The 22,689-nt window shown below is 63.4% G+C and carries 23 protein-coding genes and 1 tRNA gene; 16 read left to right on the forward strand and 8 right to left on the reverse strand.

The features are described from left to right. The gene (locus tag SPBM01_RS03345; RefSeq protein ID WP_188063999.1) at positions 1 to 324 is read left to right on the forward strand and encodes a YbaB/EbfC family nucleoid-associated protein; all 324 of its coding nucleotides are present in this window, start codon (positions 1 to 3) and stop codon (positions 322 to 324) included. 87 nt (positions 325 to 411) lie between these two features. On the opposite strand, the gene SPBM01_RS03350 is transcribed toward SPBM01_RS03345, so the two are convergent. Continuing rightward, positions 412 to 648, reverse strand: a complete 237-nt coding sequence (locus tag SPBM01_RS03350; protein ID WP_188064000.1) for a hypothetical protein — start codon at positions 646 to 648, stop codon at positions 412 to 414. Positions 649 to 753: 105 nt separating this feature from the next. Here SPBM01_RS03350 and lon point away from each other — a divergent pair, with 105 nt between their 5' ends. The 6 genes from lon (at position 754) to SPBM01_RS03380 (ending at position 5,732) form a co-directional block, all read left to right on the forward strand. After that, positions 754 to 3,150 (forward strand): endopeptidase La, encoded by a 2,397-nt coding sequence (lon, locus tag SPBM01_RS03355; RefSeq protein WP_188064001.1) that lies wholly within the window; start codon positions 754 to 756, stop codon positions 3,148 to 3,150. 183 nt (positions 3,151 to 3,333) lie between these two features. After that, a complete protein-coding gene (locus SPBM01_RS03360; RefSeq protein WP_188064002.1) occupies positions 3,334 to 3,606 on the forward strand; it encodes an HU family DNA-binding protein in 273 nt (90 codons plus the stop codon). Positions 3,607 to 4,031: 425 nt separating this feature from the next. Continuing rightward, the gene (locus SPBM01_RS03365; RefSeq protein WP_188064003.1) at positions 4,032 to 4,589 is read left to right on the forward strand and encodes a septal ring lytic transglycosylase RlpA family protein; all 558 of its coding nucleotides are present in this window, start codon (positions 4,032 to 4,034) and stop codon (positions 4,587 to 4,589) included. A gap of 85 nt (positions 4,590 to 4,674) precedes the next feature. Further along, positions 4,675 to 4,751, forward strand: a tRNA-His gene (locus SPBM01_RS03370). Positions 4,752 to 4,837: 86 nt separating this feature from the next. Then, complete coding sequence (hisI, locus tag SPBM01_RS03375) at positions 4,838 to 5,215, forward strand: phosphoribosyl-AMP cyclohydrolase (protein WP_188064004.1); 378 nt, start codon at positions 4,838 to 4,840, stop codon at positions 5,213 to 5,215. Further along, a complete protein-coding gene (locus SPBM01_RS03380; RefSeq protein ID WP_188064005.1) occupies positions 5,202 to 5,732 on the forward strand; it encodes a hypothetical protein in 531 nt (176 codons plus the stop codon). Before hisI ends, SPBM01_RS03380 begins: the two co-directional genes overlap by 14 nt. Here SPBM01_RS03380 and SPBM01_RS03385 read toward each other — a convergent pair. The 7 genes from SPBM01_RS03385 to SPBM01_RS03415 form a co-directional block, all read right to left on the reverse strand. Continuing rightward, positions 5,726 to 6,373: a YitT family protein gene (locus tag SPBM01_RS03385; RefSeq protein ID WP_262504315.1), complete on the reverse strand. Its 648-nt coding sequence runs from the start codon at positions 6,371 to 6,373 to the stop codon at positions 5,726 to 5,728. The genes SPBM01_RS03380 and SPBM01_RS03385 overlap by 7 nt on opposite strands. 312 nt (positions 6,374 to 6,685) lie before the next feature. Continuing rightward, positions 6,686 to 7,117 (reverse strand): hypothetical protein, encoded by a 432-nt coding sequence (locus SPBM01_RS03390; protein ID WP_188064007.1) that lies wholly within the window; start codon positions 7,115 to 7,117, stop codon positions 6,686 to 6,688. 251 nt (positions 7,118 to 7,368) lie between these two features. Next, positions 7,369 to 8,508: an aspartyl/asparaginyl beta-hydroxylase domain-containing protein gene (locus tag SPBM01_RS03395; RefSeq protein ID WP_188064008.1), complete on the reverse strand. Its 1,140-nt coding sequence runs from the start codon at positions 8,506 to 8,508 to the stop codon at positions 7,369 to 7,371. 40 nt (positions 8,509 to 8,548) lie between these two features. Next, entirely contained in the window at positions 8,549 to 9,751 is a 1,203-nt protein-coding gene (locus SPBM01_RS03400; RefSeq protein ID WP_188064009.1) for an MFS transporter, read from the reverse strand. A 277-nt stretch (positions 9,752 to 10,028) separates the two neighbouring features. Continuing rightward, complete coding sequence (locus SPBM01_RS03405; RefSeq protein ID WP_188065539.1) at positions 10,029 to 10,706, reverse strand: L,D-transpeptidase family protein; 678 nt, start codon at positions 10,704 to 10,706, stop codon at positions 10,029 to 10,031. A gap of 45 nt (positions 10,707 to 10,751) precedes the next feature. After that, positions 10,752 to 13,025 (reverse strand): NADP-dependent malic enzyme, encoded by a 2,274-nt coding sequence (locus SPBM01_RS03410; protein WP_188064010.1) that lies wholly within the window; start codon positions 13,023 to 13,025, stop codon positions 10,752 to 10,754. 10 nt (positions 13,026 to 13,035) lie between these two features. After that, positions 13,036 to 13,956 (reverse strand): LysR family transcriptional regulator, encoded by a 921-nt coding sequence (locus SPBM01_RS03415; RefSeq protein ID WP_188064011.1) that lies wholly within the window; start codon positions 13,954 to 13,956, stop codon positions 13,036 to 13,038. 107 nt (positions 13,957 to 14,063) lie between these two features. Between SPBM01_RS03415 and SPBM01_RS03420 the strand changes: the two genes are divergently transcribed. The 9 genes from SPBM01_RS03420 to SPBM01_RS03460 all read left to right on the forward strand — a co-directional run bounded on the left by SPBM01_RS03420 (position 14,064) and on the right by SPBM01_RS03460 (position 22,624). Beyond that, positions 14,064 to 16,178 carry a malate synthase G gene (locus SPBM01_RS03420; protein WP_188064012.1) on the forward strand — a complete coding sequence of 705 codons (2,115 nt, stop codon included), beginning with the start codon at positions 14,064 to 14,066 and terminating at the stop codon, positions 16,176 to 16,178. 68 nt (positions 16,179 to 16,246) lie between these two features. Beyond that, complete coding sequence (locus SPBM01_RS03425) at positions 16,247 to 17,329, forward strand: L,D-transpeptidase (RefSeq protein ID WP_188064013.1); 1,083 nt, start codon at positions 16,247 to 16,249, stop codon at positions 17,327 to 17,329. 2 nt (positions 17,330 to 17,331) lie between these two features. Further along, a complete protein-coding gene (locus SPBM01_RS03430; RefSeq protein WP_188065540.1) occupies positions 17,332 to 17,889 on the forward strand; it encodes a M23 family metallopeptidase in 558 nt (185 codons plus the stop codon). Positions 17,890 to 17,991: 102 nt separating this feature from the next. Then, positions 17,992 to 18,555 carry an elongation factor P gene (efp, locus tag SPBM01_RS03435; RefSeq protein ID WP_188064014.1) on the forward strand — a complete coding sequence of 188 codons (564 nt, stop codon included), beginning with the start codon at positions 17,992 to 17,994 and terminating at the stop codon, positions 18,553 to 18,555. 160 nt (positions 18,556 to 18,715) lie between these two features. Continuing rightward, on the forward strand, positions 18,716 to 19,528 hold the full coding sequence (locus SPBM01_RS03440; protein ID WP_188064015.1) for an inositol monophosphatase family protein: 813 nt from the start codon (positions 18,716 to 18,718) through the stop codon (positions 19,526 to 19,528). A gap of 129 nt (positions 19,529 to 19,657) precedes the next feature. Beyond that, complete coding sequence (locus SPBM01_RS03445; protein ID WP_188064016.1) at positions 19,658 to 20,032, forward strand: NADH-quinone oxidoreductase subunit A; 375 nt, start codon at positions 19,658 to 19,660, stop codon at positions 20,030 to 20,032. Then, a complete protein-coding gene (locus tag SPBM01_RS03450; RefSeq protein ID WP_188064017.1) occupies positions 20,023 to 20,577 on the forward strand; it encodes a NuoB/complex I 20 kDa subunit family protein in 555 nt (184 codons plus the stop codon). Before SPBM01_RS03445 ends, SPBM01_RS03450 begins: the two co-directional genes overlap by 10 nt. Positions 20,578 to 20,582: 5 nt before the next feature. After that, positions 20,583 to 21,389 (forward strand): NADH-quinone oxidoreductase subunit C, encoded by an 807-nt coding sequence (locus SPBM01_RS03455; RefSeq protein WP_188065541.1) that lies wholly within the window; start codon positions 20,583 to 20,585, stop codon positions 21,387 to 21,389. After that, positions 21,389 to 22,624, forward strand: coding sequence for an NADH-quinone oxidoreductase subunit D (locus SPBM01_RS03460; RefSeq protein ID WP_188064018.1), 1,236 nt, complete (start codon positions 21,389 to 21,391; stop codon positions 22,622 to 22,624). Before SPBM01_RS03455 ends, SPBM01_RS03460 begins: the two co-directional genes overlap by 1 nt. Positions 22,625 to 22,689: the final 65 nt, after the last annotated feature.

Here is a 22,689-nt window from a genome sequence, read left to right on the forward strand (position 1 = left end):
ATGAAAGACCTGAATGAAATCCTGGGCATGGCGACCCGTGTTCAGGAAGAGTTGCAACGTGCGCAGGACAATCTGGACAAGCTGGAAGTCGAAGGCGCGGCGGGCGGCGGGCTGGTGCGAGTCAAGGCTTCGGCCAAGGGACGCATCATTGGCGTGTCGATCGACGAGACGCTGCTGGCGCCGTCGGAAAAGCAGATTTTGGAAGATCTGGTGACGGCCGCGTTCAACGATGCGCGCAAGAAGGCGGACGAGGTCAGCAATGCCGAAATGGGCAAGATGACCGCCGGCATGTCACTGCCCCCCGGTTTCAAGCTGCCTTTTTGAGGGTGATTTTGGCGATTGCAGACCTGTAACTAAATCCTCTCATTCAAGGCAGGGGAATCGCATATGACTTTTCGCCATCCCACAGCGTCATCCTGAATTTATTTCAGGATCCATCGTGCCCAAAAGCCACCGTTGGTTACGAAAAATGGATGCTGAAACGAGTTCAGCATGACGATCGAGGGAGACGGCATTGTCATATGCGATAGCCCCGCCTGCACGAGGAGAATGGGTGTTGCTCGCCGGGTCTGCAAAATAGACGATCGCCGCTTTGGTGGGGTGGAGGGCCGTTCTTAGCCCACCAAAAACCAATAAGCCCTTGTTCATCGTTGCGGCATTATGACACCGACCGATTGATTGATGCGACGGGTATCCCCATAATGGCGGTGAACCGTATGGCAGGGCCGCTCACTACATGGCCCCGGAGACTGAATGACTGTGCAATACCCCCTGCTGCCGCTGCGTGACATTGTCGTTTTTCCGCAGATGATCGTCCCCCTCTTTGTGGGTCGCGACAAGAGCGTCGCCGCGCTGGAAGCGGCGATGGAAAATGACAAGGAAATCTTCCTGGTGTCGCAACTCGACCCGGCGGAGGATGATCCGGGTCGCGACGCGCTGTATGACACGGGCGTCGTGGCAGTGGTGCTGCAATTGCTCAAGCTGCCCGACGGCACGGTGCGCGTGCTGGTGGAAGGCAAGCATCGTGCGCAGTTGCAGACGATGTCGGAGAATGACACCTATCTGGTCGCCGATGTCGAGCCGGTCGAGGATATTGCCGCCGAAGGGCCGGAAGCGTCCGCGCTGATGCGCTCAGTGGCCGAGCAGTTTGAAAATTACGCCAAGCTCAACAAGAAGCTGCCCGCCGAAACGCCGGTGCAGTTGCGCGAGATCGAGGATGCCGGGCGGCTGGCCGATGCGGTGTCGGCCAATATCAACGTCAAGGTTTCCGACAAGCAATCGCTGCTGGTCGAGGCCGATCCGGTCAAGCGGCTGGAAATGGTGTTCGCCTTCATGGAAGGCGAACTGGGTGTGTTGCAGGTCGAGAAGAAGATCCGTGGTCGCGTGAAGCGGCAGATGGAAAAAACCCAGCGCGAATATTATCTCAACGAGCAGTTGAAGGCGATCCAGCGCGAGCTGGGCAATGGCGAGGGCGAGGAAGGCGACGAGCTGGCCGAGCTGGCCGAGAAGATCGCCAAGACCAAGCTGAGCAAGGAAGCCCGCGCGAAGGCGACGGCGGAGTTGAAGAAGCTGAAAGCCATGCAGCCGATGTCGGCCGAGGCGACGGTGGTGCGCAACTATCTGGACGTGCTGCTGGGATTGCCATGGGGCAAGAAGGGCAAGGTCAAGACCGACCTGAAAAAAGCGCAGGACATTCTGGACGAGGATCATTTCGCGCTGGAGAAGGTCAAGGACCGGATCATCGAATATCTGGCGGTGCAGGCGCGCACCAACAAGTTGAAGGGGCCGATCCTGTGCCTCGTCGGCCCGCCGGGCGTGGGCAAGACGTCGCTGGGTCGTTCCATCGCCAAGGCGACGGGGCGCGAATTCGTGCGCCAGTCGCTGGGCGGGGTGCGGGACGAGGCGGAAATTCGCGGACATCGGCGCACTTATATCGGGTCGCTGCCGGGCAAGGTCGTGTCGAATTTGAAGAAGGCGGGGACGATGAACCCGCTGTTCCTGCTGGACGAGATCGACAAGCTGGGCCAGGATTTCCGGGGTGATCCCGCGTCCGCGCTGCTCGAAGTGCTGGACCCCGAACAGAATAGCAAGTTTCAGGACCATTATCTGGAAATCGACGTCGACCTTTCAGACGTGATGTTTGTGACGACGGCTAACTCGTTGAATTTGCCGCAACCTTTGCTCGACCGGATGGAGATTATCCGGCTGGAAGGCTATACCGAGGATGAGAAGGTCGAGATTGCGCAGCGGCATCTGGTCGCCAAGCAGGTCGACGCGCATGGCCTGAAAGAAGGCGAGTTTGTGGTGACGGAAGAGGCCGTGCGCGACCTCATTCGTTATTACACGCGCGAAGCCGGTGTCCGCACGCTGGAGCGTGAGATTGCGCGGCTGGCGCGCAAGGCGCTGCGCAAGATATTGGAAGGCGTCTATGCCACGGTCGTCATCACGCCTGACAATCTGGCCGATTATGCGGGCGTGCGGAAATTCCGCCATGGCGTGGGCGAGGACGAGCATCAGATCGGCGCGGTGACGGGGCTGGCATGGACCGAAGTGGGCGGCGAATTGCTGACCATCGAGGCGGTGACGGTGCCGGGCAAGGGCATGATCAAGACGACCGGCAAGCTGGGCGACGTGATGACCGAGTCGATTCAGGCGGCTTTCTCTTATGTGAAGGCGCGCTCGCCCGGCTATGGCATCAAGCCGAGCATCTTCAACCGCAAGGACATCCATATCCATTTGCCCGAAGGGGCGGTGCCGAAAGATGGCCCGTCGGCGGGCATCGGCATGGTGACGTGCATCGTGTCCACGCTGACCGGGATTCCGGTGCATAAGGATGTGGCGATGACCGGCGAAGTCACGCTGCGCGGGCGGGTGCTGCCGATCGGCGGCCTTAAGGAAAAGCTGCTCGCGGCGTTGCGCGGCGGCATCAAGACGGTGTTGATCCCGCAGGAAAACGAGAAAGACCTAGCGGAAATTCCGGCCAATATTCGCGAGGGGCTGGAAATCATTCCGGTCGCCCATGTCGACGAAGTGCTGGCGCGGGCTTTGGTGTCCTTGCCCGAAGCGATTGCGTGGACCGAGGAAGACGATCTGGCCGCGCAGCCGGGCCAGGGTGCGGGCCGGGACGGGGATGCTGCGCTGCGGCATTGATGCAGGTTGAAAAGCGACGGAGAATCGCGGGTTTTGCGGGATTTTGGCCCTTGGGGCGCAAATTCTTGATGGGACCGGGGTCTTCGTCGCTTTCCCTTTGACAGGCGCGAAAAGCTGCGCCTTATTGCGCCGCCTACGCCGCGATTCCTAAACAACCAAACAGCATCAGGGGGTTCCCAAGGCATGAACAAGCAGGATCTAATCAGCACTGTCGCGGACAGCAGCGGCCTTACCAAAAGCGACGCGACCAAGGCAGTCGAAAGCGTGTTCGACGCGATCACCGGCGCGCTCAAGAAGGGCGACGAAGTGCGCCTGGTCGGTTTTGGCACTTTTTCCGTTTCGCAGCGCAAGGCTTCGACTGGCCGCAACCCGCGCACGGGCGAAACCATGACGATCAAGGCATCGTCGCAGCCCAAGTTCAAGGCCGGCAAGGGTCTGAAGGATTCGGTCAACTGACGCTCTGGGCGCTGGCCCGATGGCTGGCGCCCGCGTCGGACGACCTTTGGCTTCGCGGCCGGAAAGTTTCAGGAGAGTGGTGCGCCATAGGGGATGACCCCAGGCGCACATGTATGTCGGGGCAAAGGGGTGAAGGCGATTGCGCTTTCGCCCCTTTTCTTTGTTTGGGCACGGGGACGGATTAGCGATCCTTCACCGCAAGGAGGGCTATCGCGTATGAAACGCGCCTCATTTTACTTCGTCATGCTGAACTCGTTTCAGCATCCATCATACCCCAAAAGCGGCTGCTCGTGACGAGAAATGGATCCTGAAACAAGTTCAGGATGACGATGATGAGGACGATGGTTTCGTGTGTAATAGCCCTGCCGTTGGAAAAGGCGATTGTGAACTCGACGGCACTTCGGCATGGCGTTAGGACCGGTGGCATGAGGATGCGATCCCTTGCTGGCGCGCTGTGCTGCGCGCTGTTGTCGGCCTGTGCCGGGGGCGATTATCGGGCGGTGCGCGATGTGCCGGTGAAGATCGGGCCGCCTTATATGGTGCGCGGGACGACCTATGTGCCGGCGGCCGATCCGGGTTACGACATGCTGGGCTATGCCAGTTGGTATGGGTCGGAATCGGGCAATCGCACCGCCAATGGCGAACGGTTTCGGGTGAAGGGGATCAGCGGCGCGCATGTCAGCCTGCCGCTGCCCAGCTATGTCGAGGTGACGGCGCTGGACACGGGACGGACGATCTTCGTGCGGGTCAATGATCGCGGGCCGTTTTCGGGCAGGGGCCGGGTGATCGACCTGTCGCGCGGGGCCGCCGAGCAGTTGGGGATGCGTAGCCAAGGCCATGTCGCGGTGCGGGTGCGGCTGGTCGATCCGCCGGAAAAGGACAAGGCGAAACTGCGCAAGGGCAAGGCCGCGCCGGAGCGGGCGCGGGTGCCGGAACGCACGCTGGCCAAACTGCGGGGCCAGATGCGGGCGGCGGGACTGTAAAGATGGCTTGCGCGCAATTGCCCGCTTGACGCCCGGTTATCCGCCGCATATGTGCGCACTTCTCGCGGGGCCAAGCGCCCCCGTGGCGGTCGTAGCTCAGTTGGTTAGAGCGCCGGTTTGTGGTACCGGAGGTCGCGGGTTCGGATCCCGTCGATCGCCCCATTTTTTCTGGTTGATGCCGGAAAATCCCCTTCTTTCCCACGCGGAAGGGACTTCGCAGCACGGTGATTGCGCTCTATAGCGCGGCCATGACCGATGCACGCGACCGGGGGCTGACCCTCAATCCCAAATATGACGACCATGGCCTGATTACGGCGGTGGTGACCGATGTGGCGAGCGGCGACGTGTTGATGGTGGCGCATATGAACCGCGAGGCGCTGGACCTGACGGTGCAGACGGGGCTGGCGCATTTCTGGTCGCGCAGCCGCAAGGCGTTGTGGAAGAAGGGCGAGACGTCCGGCCATATGCTGGAAGTGCGCGACATCCGCATCGATTGCGATCAGGACGCGGTGTGGGTGAAGGCGGTGCCAGCGGGGCCGACTTGCCATACCGGGGCGCGATCCTGCTTTTTTCGCCGGGTGGGCGCGGACGGGCTGAGCGCCGTTGAGCCGGATGCGGCAGCTTAGGCTGCTCCCCCTGTTGATGCTGGCGGGATGCCAGCAGGGTCCGGCGGCGAGCGGGGCGGGCAGCGATGCGTCGGGTGCGCCGCTGTCGGGACTTGAGCGGGCGGCGATCGAGAGCGGGGTGATTGCGGATGCGACCAAGCTGTCGCCGGTCGGCCTGTTCCAGCGCAGCCATGAGGCCGGGCGTGACGCGCTGTGCGTCATGCCGGGCAAGGCGGGGGCGTTCCGCTTTGGGCTGGAGGCCAATTTCGGCGAGGAACTGCGCTGCCGGGGCAAGGGCAGCGCGAAGCGGGCCGGGGACAAGCTGATCCTGAATTTCGGCGGCGGCGACCGCTGCATCGTGGTGGCGCAATATGATGGCGATCAGGTGGCGTTGCCCGGCGTGGTCGACATGGCGTGCGCGGACCTGTGCGACGGGCGGGCGACGCTGGAGGGGGTGAGCTTTCCCCGGATCGCGGGCGATGCGGCTAGTGCGCTGCGCGTGCGCGACAGTGGCGGTGATCCGCTGTGTAATCAGTAGCCTATGTAACGGCCGGGCCGGTGGTTGACGATCAGCACGGCGTTGATCGCGGCTGCGGACAGGATCGACATGCCGAAACGGTCGAGGCTGAGCAGAGGGAAGGAGGCGAGCAGGATGAGCGCGTCGCCCGCCATCTGGGTCCGGCCCGCATTCCAGCCGCGCTGCTTTTGCAGGATGAGGGCGATGACGCCCAGCCCGCCGACCCCCGCGCCATGGCGGGCGATGGCGAGGATGCCGAAACCGATGATGGAGCCGCCGAACAGGGCGGCGAATAACGGGCTGATGCGGGCCAGTTGCAGCGCGGCGGGCATCATCAGGCCCATGCCCATGATCACGACATTGGCGAACAGCGTCTTGAGGCCGAACGCCAGCCCCATGGCGCGTCCGGCAAACAGGAAGAAGGGAATGTTGATGAGCAGGAACAGCGTCGCGGGCGACCAAGGGACGAGATAGGAAAGCAGCAGCGCAATGCCCGCCATGCCGCCCGTCACCAGATTGGCCGCCTTCAGCAGCAACAGCCCCATGGCGATGAACGCGCAGCCGATGGCGATCGCATAGCCATCCTCCGCCAGATTATGCGGGCTGGGGGCGGCGAGGGGGGCGGCGGGGTGTGGGGGGACCGGCGTCGGGGCAGAAGGCATGGGCATGTCCGGGTGAGGGTTATGCCTGCGGGTCATCCTCTGCCTGTTTTGGGTGCTGATAGCTGTTTGGCGGGGCGATACAAGGGGGGCGGGGGGTGAGGGTGGATTGCGAAATGTTGGTTTACGAGATGCGTCTCTCGTAAAGGGAACCCTGAAAATTGCTCGTCATGCCAGCGAAGGCTGGCATCCCTCTTCCGTCTTATATTGAACAGAAAAGAGGGATCCCAGCCTTCGCTGGGATGACGGAGAGGGGTGGGGAGCGGACAGTCAGATATTACACTATTAGCTACAATAGCTGTCATAGAGAATAAATTAAGCTGGACCGAATATCGGCATACCGTTTCGACAATGATTTTTCACGTCGTCGAGAGCATCAATCACATCTTTAGTATGTGAAGTGTCGTGGATCACCAATGATACCGACGCATTTGTCGAGCGCGTGATCTCAATGATACCTGCCTCGACGTTCCTAACCGCACTATCCTTCGACAAGTCGAGCGCCACTCCTTTGAGAGTTCCAGATTCGAGACTTGTCTCAAAAAAAACCAGACAATCCGCTACCATTACGTCTTGTACACGGACATCCCTTTGTCGGTGAACGCCCTTTGCTAACGAAATATTCCCTGCTCTTGCTTCAGTTTCGAGAGTCTCGACGGATGATGCTGACACATAGTTTTCATTCACATTTTGCGATGCGGGTTGGAGCATGAATACCGCGAACACCAACCCAGACAACATGTTCACGACGCCACCTCGTTGATATATCTCACGCCGCTATAGCAGCCCCAATAGTAGCAGTTCCAACGGCTGCGTTTGAAGGCAGCACAACCATAAAAGCATGACAATTTTTGGTCGTCGCTCGCTATCCCCCCTTTCGTCATGCCGGGCTTGACCCGGCATCCCGCTTGCTTGTCCCCCTTCGCAAGAGAAGCGTCACCCCGGATCAAGTCCGGGGTGAGGAAGTTGGAGCAGGATTGATGGCTTGCCCCTGCCCCCTATCCCCCCGTATCCACCCCGCCGGGACCGAACAGGTCGATGGCCTGGAACAGGCGGGTGAGGGCTTCGCGTTCGTGGGGGTCTATTTCGGGGCGCCAGACTTCAAAGAGGAGGACGACTCGGGTTTCGGTGCCTTTGTTCCAGGCTTCATGTTCGATGCTGTCGTCGAAGATCAGCATTTCGCCACGCTGCCACGGCCGCGTTTGCGCGCCGACGCGCAGGGCGCAGCCTTCCGGTGCGAGTAGTGGGAGGTGGCAGATGAGGCGCGTGTTGAGCAGGCCGTGATGCGGCTGGATATGGGTGCCGGGGCGCAGCAGCGACCAGAGCGCCATGGGCGAGCGACCAGCGATGACGGGCATCGGCGCGTGGGCGAGGGCGGCCATGACCGCCGGACAGCGGGCGGCATGATCGGCCACCGGGGCGCCGCCCTGCCAGAAATAATAGGCGCCCCAACTTGGGTCGTCGCGCAGGGGATTGTTGGGGGCCGGGCGGTCCTGCGACGTCTGGACATAGGGGGCGAAGTCGGGATCGTCGGCGCGGACGGTGGCCAGTTCGGTGACGATCGCTTCGGTCATCGCTTCGATGGGGGCGACCCAGTCGAAATCGGTCCGTTCGTAGAAAGCGCGCTGGGGCAGGCCGGGGAAGTAGAACATGCTGGGTTGCTGGAGGAACAGCGCGCTCTTGCCGAGCAGCAGGTCCGTGGCCTGGGTAATGCGGGGGAGGGCGGGCAGGTCGCGGATGGCGGCGGCCATATGATCTTCGAACCGGGCGCTGGCCTGTGCGACGATGGATTGGGCCTGTTGCAGCATCGGCGCAAGCGGGGGCGGAGCGCCGGTGAGGGTTGCCTGTGCGAGCGCGGTGCGGCACCAGGTGGAGGCGGCGCGCTCGTCACCCCGGCGCAGGGCGTTCTGGCCCATGGCGAGCAGGGCGGGCAGATCGCGCGGGGCTTCGTTGAGGATGCGGCGCAGGGCGGCGGCTTCACCGTCAAGGTCGCCGGTGCGGTTGCACGCCTGCGCCAGCAACATCGCGGGCGGATCGGCCATTTCGTTGAGGGTGGCGCGGGCGACCGCTGCGTCGCCGCGCCGCAGGGCGGCGATGGCAGCGTCGCGCAATATTACTTCTCTTGGCCCATCGGTCATGATCCAGCCTTAGCGAGGGGTCGTCCCCCGCGAAAGGCGCTTATTCGCAGGGGACGGCGAGCGGGACGCGCCGGGCGATCCGTCGGTCCAGCGCGATCGAGCAGAGGAAGATGGCGAGGCCGCCCAGCGCCAAAGCTGCGCCGATCCAGCCAGTGGAGGTGAGGCCATAGCCCGCCGCGATCGCCAGCCCGCCCAGCCATGGGCCAATGGCGTTGGCGACGTTGAAGGCGCTGTGGTGGAGCGCGGCGGCGAGGGTTTGCGCTTCGCCCGCGACGTCCATCAGCCGGGCCTGCAAGGGCGTGCCGAGGCCGCCGCCTATGCCGACGAGGAAGATGTTGAGGCCAAGCGTCCAGATATTGCCGGCCATCAGGGGGAAGAGGGCGAGCGCCGCCGCGCTCCACAGCAGCACGCCGATGACGGTGCGGTTAAGCGCGCGGTCGGCGGCCCATGCGGCGGCGAGATTGCCCAGCGTCATGCCGACGCCGAAGATGGCGAGGATGAGCGGCACCCAGCTTTCGGAGACATGGGTGACTTCGATCATGGTCGAAGCGACGAAGGTATAGACCGCGAACAGGCCGCCAAAGCCGATCGCGCCGGTCAGCAGGGTGAGCCAGACCTGCGGTTTGCCAAGGGCGGTCAGTTCGCGCATCGGGCTGGCGTGCGGGTCGCCCGCGTCGCGCGGAGCATAGAGGGCGACGAGCGTGACGGTGGCGATGGCGAGCGCGGCGACGACGAAGAAGCCGGAGCGCCAGCCGAGCGTCTGACCCATCCAGTTGGCGACCGGCACGCCAATGACGGTGGCGATGGTCAGGCCCGACATGACGCGGGCAATGGCCTGGGTGCGCTTTTCGATCGGCACCAGGCTGGCCGCGACAAGGGCGGCGACGCCGAAATAAGCGCCGTGGGGCAGGCCGCTGAGGAACCGGAACAGCAGCATCCAGCCATAGCTGGGCGAGAAAGCAGACAGGATGTTGCCGATGGCGAACATCGCCATCAGGCCGATCAGCAGCGTGCGGCGGGGCAGGCGCGCGCCGAAGGCGGCGATGACCGGCGCGCCCGCGACGACGCCGAGCGCATAGGCGCTGATCGCGTGACTGGCGGTGGGGGTATCGACACCCAGGTCGCGGGCGAAGAAGGGCAGCAGGCTCATGGCCGCAAATTCGGTGGTGCCGATCGCGAACGCGCCGACCGAAAGGGCGAGCAGGACGAGGGCAGGATGCGTGTTGTGCGGACGAGCGGCCATCGCCAGTCTCCCATGCTGCGGTGCGGAATGAGTGGAAGTCCGCGAAATGGGGCTTGTGACAGCGCAGGTCAAGGGTGGGGGTGGATGCTATTGTTGCAAGTGCGGTGGCGTAGCGTGCAAGTTGGGGTGGGATGGGAAAGGGCGTGCATTCCTCCCCTTTAAGGGGAGGTGTCAGCGCGCAGCGATGACGGAGGGGTGTTGCCCTGTCGAGAGGACGACACCCCTCCGTCTGGCCTTTGGCCAGCCACCTCCCCTGCAAGGGGAGGATGTTCTCGGATCATGCGCTCACTTGCGCCTTGCTGACGTCGAGGCGCTTGCCGTTGGTGATGACGACGACGTCGCCGAGTTTCGTGACGCCGAAGAGTTTTTGCGCGAAGGGGACTGGCACGCCGATGCAGCCATGGGTGGCGTTGCCCCATTTGACGTCGCTGCCATGGATGGCCACGCCGTCGCTGGTCAGGCGCAGCATATAGGGCATGGGCGCGTCATAGAGGTTGGAGACGTGATCAGCGTCCTTCTGGGTGATCGGGAAGGCACCTAAGGGGCTGGGCTTGTCGGTCGCGCCGTAGAGGATGACGGCGGCGCCGATTTCGTAGCCGGCGCGGAACACCGACAGCGTTTGGGCGCGCAGATCGACGGTGATGATGATCGGGCCGGTGGCGGGTGCGCCATCCTCGTTCCAGACGTAATCGCCGTGGCGGAACGGGCCGTCGATCTGGAGTACGCGCTTGACGGTGAGGGCGCGGGGGTCGAGCGCCATCGGCTGATCACTGCGGCGTTCGGTGATTTTGGCGGCGGGTTTAGGGGCGGGTTTTGCTACTGGCGCGGGCGCAGCGTCGCGGGCGGCGGGGCGGTCGATCCAGCCGCTCGCCAGCGCACCGACACCCGCCAGCCCGACGCCGATCGCCAGCTTGGGTCCGGCGCTTTTCAGCAACCCCTTGAGCAGTCCCGCCATGTCCGTCCTCATATCCGTAATCGGTCGGAACATAGCGGCAAAAGGTTAAGCGCTGCCTTCGCGCGAGACTTCCGCTGCGGCGATGGCGGTGAGGTTGAGGATGCCGCGTGAGGTGACGCCGGGCGTCAGCACATGGATGGGTTGCGACAGGCCCATCAGCATCGGGCCGACCGTGGGCGAGCTGGACGAGGCGGAGAGCGCGGTCAGCGTGATGTTGGCGGCGTCCAGGTTCGGCATGACGAGCAGGTTGGCTGGCCCTTCGAAACGCGAATCGGGGATCAGCCGTTCGCGCAGCGCCTGGCTGAGTGCCGCGTCGGCGTGCATTTCGCCGTCGACGGCGAGGTCCGGCGCACATTCGCGCACCAGCTTGACCGCCCGGCGCATCTTGCGCGCGCTGTCGCTGTGCGATGCGCCGAAATTGGAGTGGGAGAGCAGGGCGACGCGCGGCGAGAGGCCGAAATGGCGCAGTTCGGTCGCAGCCAGAAGCGCCATTTCGGCAATCTGTTCGGGCGTGGGGTCCGGCACCATATGGGTGTCGGTGATGAACAGTGCGCCGGCGTCGAGGATGAGGCCCGACAGCGCATAGACGCGGCTTTGCCCCGGCACCCGGTCGATGATGCGCAGGACATGTTCGACCTGCCCCCAATATTCCGAATTGCCGCCGACCAGCGCGGCATCGACCCGGCCCGTACGCAGCAGCATGGCCGCCGTGATGGTGGGACGGCGATAGACATGGCGCAGGATTTCGGCGGCTGGCACGCCCCGGCGGGACGCGACGGTGCGGTATGCCTCCACCAGATCGGCCATCAGTTCATGGTCGGTTTCGGGGTCCACGATTTCGACATCGCGGTCCAGTTCGAAACGCAGGCCGAGGTCGGGCAGTTTCTGGTTCAGGATGCGGCGGCGCGCGACGATGACGGGGCGGACGATCCCTTCGTCAAGCGCGTCCTGAATGGCGCGCAGCACGCGCTCATCCTCACCCTCGCCATAGACGATGCGGCGTTGGGTGCCGCGTGCGGCTTCGAACACGGGCATCATCAGCTGGCCCGAACGGGCGTTCTGGCGGGTAAGGGTGCGGCGATAATCGTCCAGGTCGAGCGGGCGGCGGGCGACGCCGCTGTCCATCGCGGCGCGGGCGACGGCGACGGCGATTTCGGCGATCAGGCGCGGGTCGAACGGCGTGGGGATGATATAGTCCGGCCCGAACACCAGTTTACGCCCGCCATAAGCCTGCGCCACGCTGTCATGTGCGGGCAGGCGGGCGAGGCCGGCAATGGCTTCGGCGGCGGCGGCCTTCATCGCTTCGTTGATCTGGGTCGCGCCGCAATCGAGCGCGCCACGGAAGATATAGGGGAAGCACAGGACGTTGTTGACCTGATTGGGATAGTCGGAGCGGCCCGTCGCGATGATCGCGTCCGGGCGGACTTCGCGGGCGGCCTCCGGGCGGATTTCGGGTTCGGGGTTGGCGAGCGCGAAGATGAGCGGATTGGGGGCCATCAGCGGCAACCATTCCGGCTTCAATACGCCGGGTGCGGAGAGGCCGAGGAACAGGTTTGCGCCGGGCAGCACGTCGGGCAGGGTGCGCGCGTTGGTGGTGCGGGCGTAGCGGGCCATGTTGGGCAACATGCCTTCGCGGCCGGAATGGATGACGCCATCCTTGTCGGTCATGGTGACGTTGTCGACCGGCAGGCCCATCGATACGAGCAGGTCGACGCAGGCGAGCGCGGCGGCCCCCGCGCCCGATGTCACCAGCTTTGCATCGGCCAGCGTCTTGCCCTGAATCACCAGCGCGTTGCGCACGGCGGCGGCGACGACGATGGCGGTGCCATGCTGGTCGTCGTGAAAGACCGGAATGTTCATCCGTTCCTTCAGCCGTGCCTCGATCGCGAAACATTCCGGTGCCTTGATATCCTCAAGGTTGATGCCGCCGAACGTCGGCTCCATCAGGGCGACGGCTTCGACGAATTTGTCCGGGTCGGTGGTGTCGAGTTCGATGTCGAACACGTCGATGTCGGCGAATTTCTTGAAGAGGACGGCCTTGCCCTCCATCACCGGCTTGGACGCCAGAGCGCCGATCGCGCCGAGGCCAAGGACGGCAGTGCCGTTGGAGATGACGGCGACCAGATTGCCGCGCGCGGTATAATCGAGCGCCTTGTCCGGGTCTGCCGCGATTTCCATGCAGGGCGCAGCGACGCCGGGGGAATAGGCCAGCGCAAGGTCGCGCTGGTTCACCATACGCTTGGTCGGCTCGATACGGAGCTTACCCGGCGTAGGATAGCGGTGATAGTCCAGGGCGGCGCGGCGTGTATTATCGTCCATGCGATGCGCCTTAGTAGGTGCGTTCCGCAAGGGCAATGGTTGAACGCTCCCATGGCGGGACGGGGGCGAATAGTCCGACAAGAAATTCGATGAAGGCGGTGATCGCGGCGGGCGGGTTTGGCTGGGCCAGATGGACGGCGAACAGGCCGACTTGCGCGGAGCCTTCATAGGCGGGGAGGATTTGCCGGACATGGCCGTTGGCCAGCGCGTCGCTGATATCCCAGAGCGAGCGCAGGGCGATGCCCGCGCCCGCCAGCGCCAGTTCGCGCACGACTTCGCTGCTGTTGGTGCGGACATGGCTGCGCCCTTCGACGCTGACTGGTCCTTTGGGACCGACCAGCCGCCAGGGCATTTGCCGTTCGGCGGCGAGCAATTGATGCTGTTTGAGGGCGGCGAGCGTGGCGGGGGTGCCGAAGCGGTCGAGATAGGCGGGGGCCGCGCACAGGATGCGGCGGTTGGTGGCCAGGCGATGGGCGATCAGGCCCGGACCCGGATCGGCCGTGATGCGGATGGCCAGGTCCGCGCGGGTGGCGATGAGGTCGGCAAATTCGTCGGTCAGGTCGATGGACAGATCGACGCGGGGATGAGAGTCCAGAAACTGGCGCAGATAGGGAGCGACGTGCATTCGCCCGAAGGATGTGGGCGCGGTGATGCGTAATGGCCCCGCGACGGTGGCGGAGACGCCGGACACGCGCTGTTCCGCCTCCTCCAGCGCGGCCAATATGGTGCGCAGGTCGGTGTGGAGCCGCTCACCCGCAGGCGTCAGTGCCAGCCGCCGGGTGGTGCGGTGAATGAGCCGCGCGCCCAGCCGTTCCTCCAGCCGGGCGAGGCGCTTTGTCACCATCGCGGGGGATATGTGCAGGCGACGACCGGCGGCCGCCATGCCGCCTTCATCGACGATTGCCACGAACAGGGCGTGATCGGGGTCCATAATTATTTCACCAGAAGAAAGACTGTTTTTGGATAATAGTGCCTACACGGCATAATGGGAATAGGGTATCTGTCGCTTCAATTGATGTGATTTTGGGAGTTGATGCCATGACGATACGCATGATCGACAAGGCCGGGCTGACGGTCGCGGCGGAGCTGGCGGAATTTATCGAGCGCGAGGCGTTGCCGGGGACGGGGATTGCGCCGGACGCTTTCTGGGCGGGGACGGCGGATATTTTCGCGCGGTTCGCGCCGGATAATGTCGCCCTGTTGCGCAAGCGGGACACGATGCAGGCGCAGATCGACAGTTGGCATGAGCAGCGCAAAGGGCAGCCGCATGACGGCGCGGCCTATCAGGCGTTTTTGCGCGAGATTGGTTATCTGGTCCCTGAGCCTGCGCCGTTTGCGATTGGCAGCGAGAATGTCGACGATGAGGTTGCGCGGCTGGCGGGGCCGCAACTGGTCGTGCCGATCCTGAACGCGCGCTTCCTGCTGAACGCGGCCAATGCGCGCTGGGGCAGCCTGTATGATGCGCTATATGGCACGGATGCGATTCCCGGCGCGGCAGTTGGCAAAGGCTATGATGCGGCGCGCGGGGCGCAGGTCATTGCATGGGCCAAGGCGTTTCTGGACGATGCGGTTCCGCTGGCGTCGGGGCGCTGGGACGAACTGACGAGCGGCGACATCGCGCTGTCCGACCCGGCGCAATATCTGGGCAAGAGCGCCAAGGGGATGCTGTTCCGGCATAATGGGTTGCATATCGAAGTTGTTTTCGATGCCACCCATCCGATCGGCGCGAGCGATCCGGCGGGGATTTCCGACGTCATATTGGAATCGGCGCTGACGGCGATCTGCGATCTGGAGGATTCCATCGCGGCGGTCGATGCGCAGGACAAGGTTGCCGCCTATGCCAACTGGCTGGGGCTGATGAAGGGCGACCTGACCGAGACGTTCGAGAAGGGCGGCGCGATGATGACGCGGGCGCTGAACGCGGACCGGGCCTATAGCGCGCCTGATGGCAGCGGCTTCACTCTGCCGGGGCGCAGCCTGTTGTTCGTGCGCAATGTCGGGCATCTGATGACGACGCCTGCGATCTTGCTGGCCGATGGCAGCGAAGCGCCCGAAGGCATATTGGACGGGATCGTCACCAGCCTGATCGCTATGCACGATCTGCAACGCGAAGGCGGCAACAGCCGGGCGGGCAGCGTCTATATCGTCAAGCCCAAGATGCACGGGCCGGACGAGGCGGCGTTCACCAACCGCCTGTTCGACGGAATCGAGGACATGCTGGGGTTGACGCGGCACACGATCAAGGTCGGCGTCATGGACGAGGAACGGCGCACGTCGGCTAATCTGGCCGCGTGCATCCATGCGGTGCGCGATCGGATCGTCTTTATCAACACCGGCTTTCTGGATCGCACCGGGGACGAAATGCACACGGCGATGCAGGCTGGGCCGATGATCCGCAAGGGCGAGATGAAGGCGAGCGACTGGATCGCGGCCTATGAGGATCGCAATGTCCAGATCGGGCTGGCGTGCGGATTGTCGGGCCGGGCGCAGATCGGCAAGGGGATGTGGGCCGCGCCGGACCGGATGGCCGACATGCTGGAGCAGAAGGTCGGGCATCCGATGAGCGGGGCGAATACGGCATGGGTGCCTTCGCCAACGGCCGCGACGTTGCACGCGACCCATTATCACCGGATCGACGTGTTCGCGCGGCAGGCGGAACGGCGGGCGGAAGGGATCGCTTCGCTCGACCGGCTGCTGGCGTTGCCGGTTGCGGTCGGACGCAACTGGTCGGAGGAAGAGATTGCCCAGGAACTGGACAATAATGCGCAGGGGATTTTGGGCTATGTCGTCCGCTGGATCGACCAGGGGGTCGGTTGTTCCAAGGTTCCCGATATTCACGACATCGGGTTGATGGAGGATCGGGCGACGTTGCGGATTTCTTCGCAGCATATGGCCAACTGGCTGTTGCACGGGGTTTGCACGGCGGAACAGGTCGATGCGGCACTGGCGCGGATGGCGGCGAAGGTCGATGGGCAAAATGCGGGCGATCCGCTCTATCAGCCGATGAGCGGGCGGGAGGCGGAGAGCCTCGCGTTTCAGGCGGCGCGGGCTTTGGTGTTCGAGGGAGTCGGGCAGCCCAATGGCTATACCGAGCCATTGCTGCACGCCTGGCGGGCGCGGGCCAAGGCGCAAGCGGCGCTCGAACTCGCGTAAACCGTTACGGGCGCGCAGCCTTTCGGGGAGTCGGGGCGTTACGCTTTTCATATTATGGAGAGCGTGCCTTGAAACAATCCGTGCTGCTGATCGCCCTATTCTGTTCCGCCTGCAACGTGTCGGTGACCGACGCGAATGAAAGCCAGCCTGTGGGGCAGGGGCAGAATGTCGCTGCGCCGCAGGTGGCGGCCGACCCTTATGGCTTTGCGATTCAGCCTGAGCCGGCAGGTGCGCCCGCGCGGGTCGATTCGCTGTTGCAGGCGCAGGTGGCGCTGGACCGGGCGGGCTTTTCGCCCGGCGTGCTGGACGGGAAGGAAGGCATGTCCTTCACCGCCGCGATAAAGGGGTTTCAGCAGGCACGCGGGTTGGGCGAGAGCGGCGTTTATGATGAAGCGACGGCCAAGGCTTTGCTGGGCGATGCGCCGCCGCCCGCGACATGGCTGGTGAAGATACCCGATGATTTTGCGCGCGGGCCGTTTTTCGATCTGCCCAAGGGGCTGAACGCGCAGGCCAGCCTGCCTGCGCTGACATACCGCAATCTGCTGGAAAAACTGGCCGAGCGGTTTCATACCACGCCGCAGGTTCTGGTGGCGCTGAACCCGCCGGGGACGAAGGCGGGGGCGGGCGCGGTGATCCGGGTGCCGGCGATTGCCAACCAGCCGCTTGCCAAAATCGAGGGCGACGAACGGGGATGGGCGGCGACGCTGGCCAGCCTGGCGGTGGCGAAGGAGCAGCCGCAGGCCGACCATATCGTGGTCGACAAGTCCGAAGGGCTGCTCAAAGCCTATGACAAGGATAATCGCCTGATCGCGCAATTCCCCGCCACCATGGGATCGCAATATGATCCGTTGCCGCTGGGCGAATGGACGATCAAGGGGGTGAGCCGCAATCCCGATTTCCATTATAACCCGGACCTGTTCTGGGATGCTTCGGCCAAGGATGAGAAGGCGGTGTTGAAACCCGGTCCCAACGGGCCGGTCGGCGTCGTGTGGATCGACCTGTCCAAGGATCATTATGGCATCCATGGCACGCCGGAACCGCAGACGATTGGCCGGACGGAAAGCCATGGCTGCATCCGCCTGACCAATTGGGATGCCGCGCGACTGGCGCAGATGGTCAAGAGCGGGGTGAAGGCCAAGTTTCAGGCATGAGGATGGGCGCGCGCGGCTGGGGCGGGGTGGCGATCGCTGCGCTGTTGTGCGTCGCGTTTGCGCATTTTTGCGTGCGGATCGTGCCGGGGGAGGAAGCTGTTTCGCCGCCGGTGCCGGTCGATGATGGCGCGTTGCTGATCCCGGTGGAGGGGGTGCCGGTGTCCGCATTGGTCGATACGTTCGCGCAGGGGCGGGCAGCAGGCGCGAGGCGGCATGACGCGATCGACATCATGGCGGCGCGGGGCCGGGCGGTGCTGGCCGTAGCGGATGGGCGGATCAACAAGATTTTCTGGAGCCATGACGGCGGGCGGACGCTCTATCTGCGGTCGCGGGACGGGCGGACGGTCTATTATTACGCGCATCTGGATCGCTATGCGGATGGTTTGCGCGAGGGGCAGGGGGTGCGGCGCGGGCAGCGGCTGGCGAGCGTGGGCAGCACCGGCAATGCCGATCCTGCCGCGCCGCACCTGCATTTTGCCGTCCATGCGATGCAGCCGGGCGAGTCATGGCATGGCGGGCGGGCGGTCAATCCCTATCCCTTGTTGCGCGCGGCCAACTGAGCGGCCCCTTGCCCTTCCTGCCTTCCCGCTGTAAGGGGCGCGCCAGCCTTTTGCATAAAAGGCGCGGCTCTTTTCACCACAGACATACAGGCAGGCCTTCCCATGAAGATCAGCGGCGTGGACATTCGTCCCGGCAACAATATCGAATATGAAGGTGGCCTGTGGCGCGCCGTCAAGATTCAGCACACCCAGCCCGGCAAGGGCGGCGCCTATATGCAGGTGGAGCTGAAGAACCTGATCGACGGTCGCAAGAACAACGTCCGTTTCCGCTCCGCCGAAAGCGTCGAGCGTATCCGTTTGGACACCAAGGATTTTCAATATCTCTATGCCGAAGGCGACATGCTCGTTTTCATGGACAATGAGACTTACGAGCAGATCAACCTGGCGACCGAGTTGCTGGGCGAAGCGGCCGATTTCTTGCAGGACGGCATGGCCGTGACGCTGGAAATGTATGACGAACGGCCGATTTCGGTGCAGTTGCCCGACACAATCGAAGCGACCGTGGTGGAAGCCGACGCCGTGGTGAAGGGGCAGACCGCCTCTGCCAGCTACAAGCCCGCGATTCTGGACAATGGCGTGCGCGTCATGGTGCCGCCGCACATCGTCAGCGGCACGCGCATCGTCGTCGATGTCTATGCCCGCGAATATGTGAAGCGCGCGGATTAAAGCCGACCCACTATAAGCCCCTCCCTTTTTCAGGGAGGAGGAAGGGGTGGGTGCGAGCGAAGCGAGCCGGCACCCCATCCCGATGCGTTGCAGGCGATTGCTGCGCAATCGCACCCACCCCCGGCCCCTCCCTGAAAAAGGGAGGGGGGAGATTTTGAACATGGCATCCCATTCTGGCCTTCTTACCGTCATGGAACGCGCCGCGCGCAAGGCGGGTGGCAAATTGCGGCGGGACTTTGGCGAAGTCGAACATTTGCAGGTTTCGCGCAAGGGACCGGCGGATTTCGTGTCCAAGGCCGATCATCAGGCAGAAAAGACGCTGGTCGAGGAATTGCAGAAGGCGCGGCCCGACTGGGGCTTTCTGCTGGAAGAAGGCGGCGTGATCGAGGGCGATCCGTCCAAGCCGCGCTGGATCATCGATCCGCTCGACGGCACCACCAACTTCCTGCACGGCATTCCGCATTTCGCCATCTCGATCGCGGTGGAAGAACCGCTGTTCGGCGGCAAGCGCGAAGTGACGACGGGCCTGATTTATCAGCCGTTCACCGACGAAAGCTATTGGGCGGAAAAGAATCGCGGTGCGTGGCGGCATGACCAGCGGTTGCGCGTGTCGGCGCGGCGCGACCTGGCCGATTGCGTGATTGCGACCGGCATTCCGTTCATGGGCCATGGCGATTTTGCGCAATGGACGCGCATCTTCGGCGCGGTGGCACCGTCGATCGCGGGAATTCGCCGCTTTGGGGCCGCCTCGCTCGACCTCGCCCATGTGGCGTCGGGGCGTTATGACGGCTTCTGGGAAAGCGGTTTGCAGCCCTGGGACGTGGCGGCGGGCCTGTTGATGGTGCGCGAAGCGGGCGGTTTCGTCAGCGATTTCCGGGGCGGCGACCTGATGATCGACCGCAAGGAAGTGATTGCCGGGAATGACGCAATCCACAGCAAATTGCACAAACTCGTCGCGGGCGCCCTGCGCTAAGGTGCATCTTGGCCAAGCGCTTCAAGCGCTTGGCCTTTTTGCGATTCATTCTCAGCGGCTTGGCCCCTTGCTTCGCATATGCAGCAGGCCTAAAGCGCCCCCAACAACCTTTTCGCCCAGGGGATACCATTGGTCGATCTTGCCCAATATTTGCCGATCCTGATCTTTTTGGGGATCGCCTTGCTGCTGTCGGCAACCTTTGTGTTCCTGCCGATGCTGGTCGGCCGCCTGACCGGCGCGCACAAGCCCGACCCGGCCAAGCTGTCCGAATATGAGTGCGGTTTCCCCGCATTCGAGGAACCGCGCAGCCAGTTCGACGTGCGATTCTATCTGGTCGCGATCCTGTTCATCATTTTCGATCTGGAAGCGGCGTTCCTGTTTCCCTGGGCCGTGAGCCTGGACCAGATCGGTTGGGCCGGTTGGGCGACGATGATGATTTTCATAGCGGAGCTGGTACTCGGCCTCGTCTATGCGTGGAAGAAGGGAGCGCTCGATTGGGAGTAGAACTTACCAGCCCGGCGCCCGGCACCTTGCCGCCCGTTGGCACCCAGCCCGACCAGGATTTCTTCAACGCGCTGAACAGCGAAGTCAGCGACAAGGGCTTCCTTGTCACCTCGACCGAGGATCTGTTCACATGGGCGCGGACGGGTTCGTTGTGGTGGATGACGTTCGGCCTGGCGTGCTGCGCGGTCGAGATGATCCACGTCAACATGCCGCGTTACGACATGGAGCGTTTCGGCGCTGCGCCGCGCGCGTCCCCGCGCCAGAGCGACGTGATGATCGTGGCCGGCACGCTGTGCAACAAGATGGCCCCGGCACTGCGCAAGGTTTACGACCAGATGTCGGAACCCAAATATGTGATTTCCATGGGGTCGTGCGCGAATGGCGGGGGCTATTATCATTATAGCTATTCCGTGGTGCGCGGTTGTGACCGGATCGTGCCGGTCGATATTTATGTTCCGGGTTGCCCGCCGACTGCCGAAGCGCTGCTTTATGGCGTGATGCAGTTGCAGCGGAAAATCCGCCGGATCGGGACGATTGAACGGTGAGCGTCGTGGTCAACTCTGCGCCCAAGATCGTGACGCCGGATTCGGTTGCGGATAGGCTGACGGCATTGCTGGGCGATAGCCTGATCGCGCTGACTTTCGCGAACGAGGAAGTGGCGCTGCATGTCCGCCGCGACGCGCTGGCCCAGGTTATGGAGCAGCTGCGCGGGCAGGAGTATCAGCAGTTGATGGAAATCGCGGGGGTCGATTATCCTGATCGCCCCGAACGGTTCGAAGTCGTCTATTGCCTGTTGTCCGTCACGAAGAACCATCGCCTGCGCGTGCATGTGTCCACCGACGAGGATATGCCGGTGCCAAGCGTCACGCACATCTGGCCCGTCGCGGGCTGGCTGGAGCGCGAAGTGTTCGACATGTATGGCGTGGTGTTCGAGGGTAATAGCGACCTGCGCCGCATCTTGACCGATTATGGCTTCAAGGGGCATCCGCAGCGCAAGGACTTCCCGCTGACCGGCTATGTCGAGTTGCGCTATTCCGAAGATGACAAGCGCGTGGTGTATGAGCCGGTGAAGCTGGCTCAGGATTTCCGCAGCTTCGATTTCATGTCGCCATGGGAAGGCGCGGAATATATCTTGCCGGGTGACGAGAAGGCCAAGGGCGAAGCGCCCGGTGCGCCGACGCCCGCGCCCGCTGCCCCGGCAGCGTCCACGCCCAAGACGACCGAGAAGAAGGCCGACACGGGCGCTGGCGAAGCGGCGAACAAGGCGGCGGAGGTCAAGTCCGCCGATGCGCCGGCCAAGCCTGCGTCGGCGACCGACGAGGGTGAGGGCGTAGCCAAGCCGGAGGACAAGGCGTAATGGCCGATTATCTCGCAGAACTGGACCACCGCACCGACGCCGCCGATCCGACCTATGGCGACACGGAAATCCAGAATTACACGATCAACTTCGGCCCGCAGCATCCTGCCGCGCATGGCGTATTGCGTCTGGTCATGGAACTGGACGGCGAAATCGTCGAACGGTGCGACCCGCATGTGGGGCTGCTGCATCGCGGCACCGAAAAGCTGATTGAATATAAGACCTATTTGCAGGCATTGCCCTATTTCGACCGGCTCGATTATTGCTCGCCGCTGGGCATGGAGCATAGCTATGTGCTGGGCATCGAGAAACTGCTGAACCTGGAAGTGCCGCTGCGCGCGCAATATCTGCGCGTGTTCTTCGCGGAACTGACGCGCATCTGCAACCATATGCTCAACCTGGGCTCGCACGTCATGGACGTGGGCGCGATGACGCCCAACCTGTGGCTGTTCGAGATTCGCGAGGATTGCCTCAACTTTTTCGAGCGCGCGTCGGGCGCGCGGATGCACAGCGCTTACTTCCGTCCCGGTGGCGTGCATCAGGACGTGCCGCTCAAGCTGCTGACCGACATTGCCGACTGGCTGGACGGGCGTTTGCCGCGCCTGTTCGAGGACGCGATTTCGCTGGTTGCGGACAACCGCATCTTCAAGCAGCGCAATGTCGATATTGCGATCGTGAGCAAAGAGGATGCGCTGAAATGGGGCTTTTCCGGCCCGATGCTGCGCGGCTCCGGCATTGCGTGGGACATTCGCAAGGCGCAGCCTTATGATGTCTATGACCGGATGGACTTCGACGTTCCGGTCGGCACGCAATATGACTGCTATGATCGCTTCATGGTGCGCGTGGAGGAGGTCCGCCAGTCGGTGCGGATCATGAAACAGTGCCTGAACGAGATGCCCGAAGGGGCGATCGCCAGCTTCGACCGCAAAGTGTCGCCGCCCAAGCGTGGCGAGATGAAGCGGTCGATGGAAGCGCTGATCCATCACTTCAAACTCTATACCGAGGGCTTCCACGTTCCGGCGGGCGAAGTCTATGTCGCGACCGAAAGCCCCAAGGGCGAGTTCGGCGTCTATCTGGTCGCGGACGGGACGAACAAGCCCTATCGCTGCAAGATTCGGCCCACGGCATTCTCGCACCTTCAGGCGATGGACTTCATGATGAAGGGTCATATGCTGGCCGACGTCACGGCGGTGCTTGGCTCGATGGACATCGTGTTCGGGGAGTGTGACCGTTGAGCCATTCTACTCTTGTCATCCCAGCGCAGGCTGGGATCCCTGTTTTCTTTGATGCTGCTCCACAA

Origin of the sequence: Sphingobium sp. KCTC 72723, assembly GCF_014280435.1 — a bacterium.
Classification (GTDB): domain Bacteria; phylum Pseudomonadota; class Alphaproteobacteria; order Sphingomonadales; family Sphingomonadaceae; genus Sphingobium.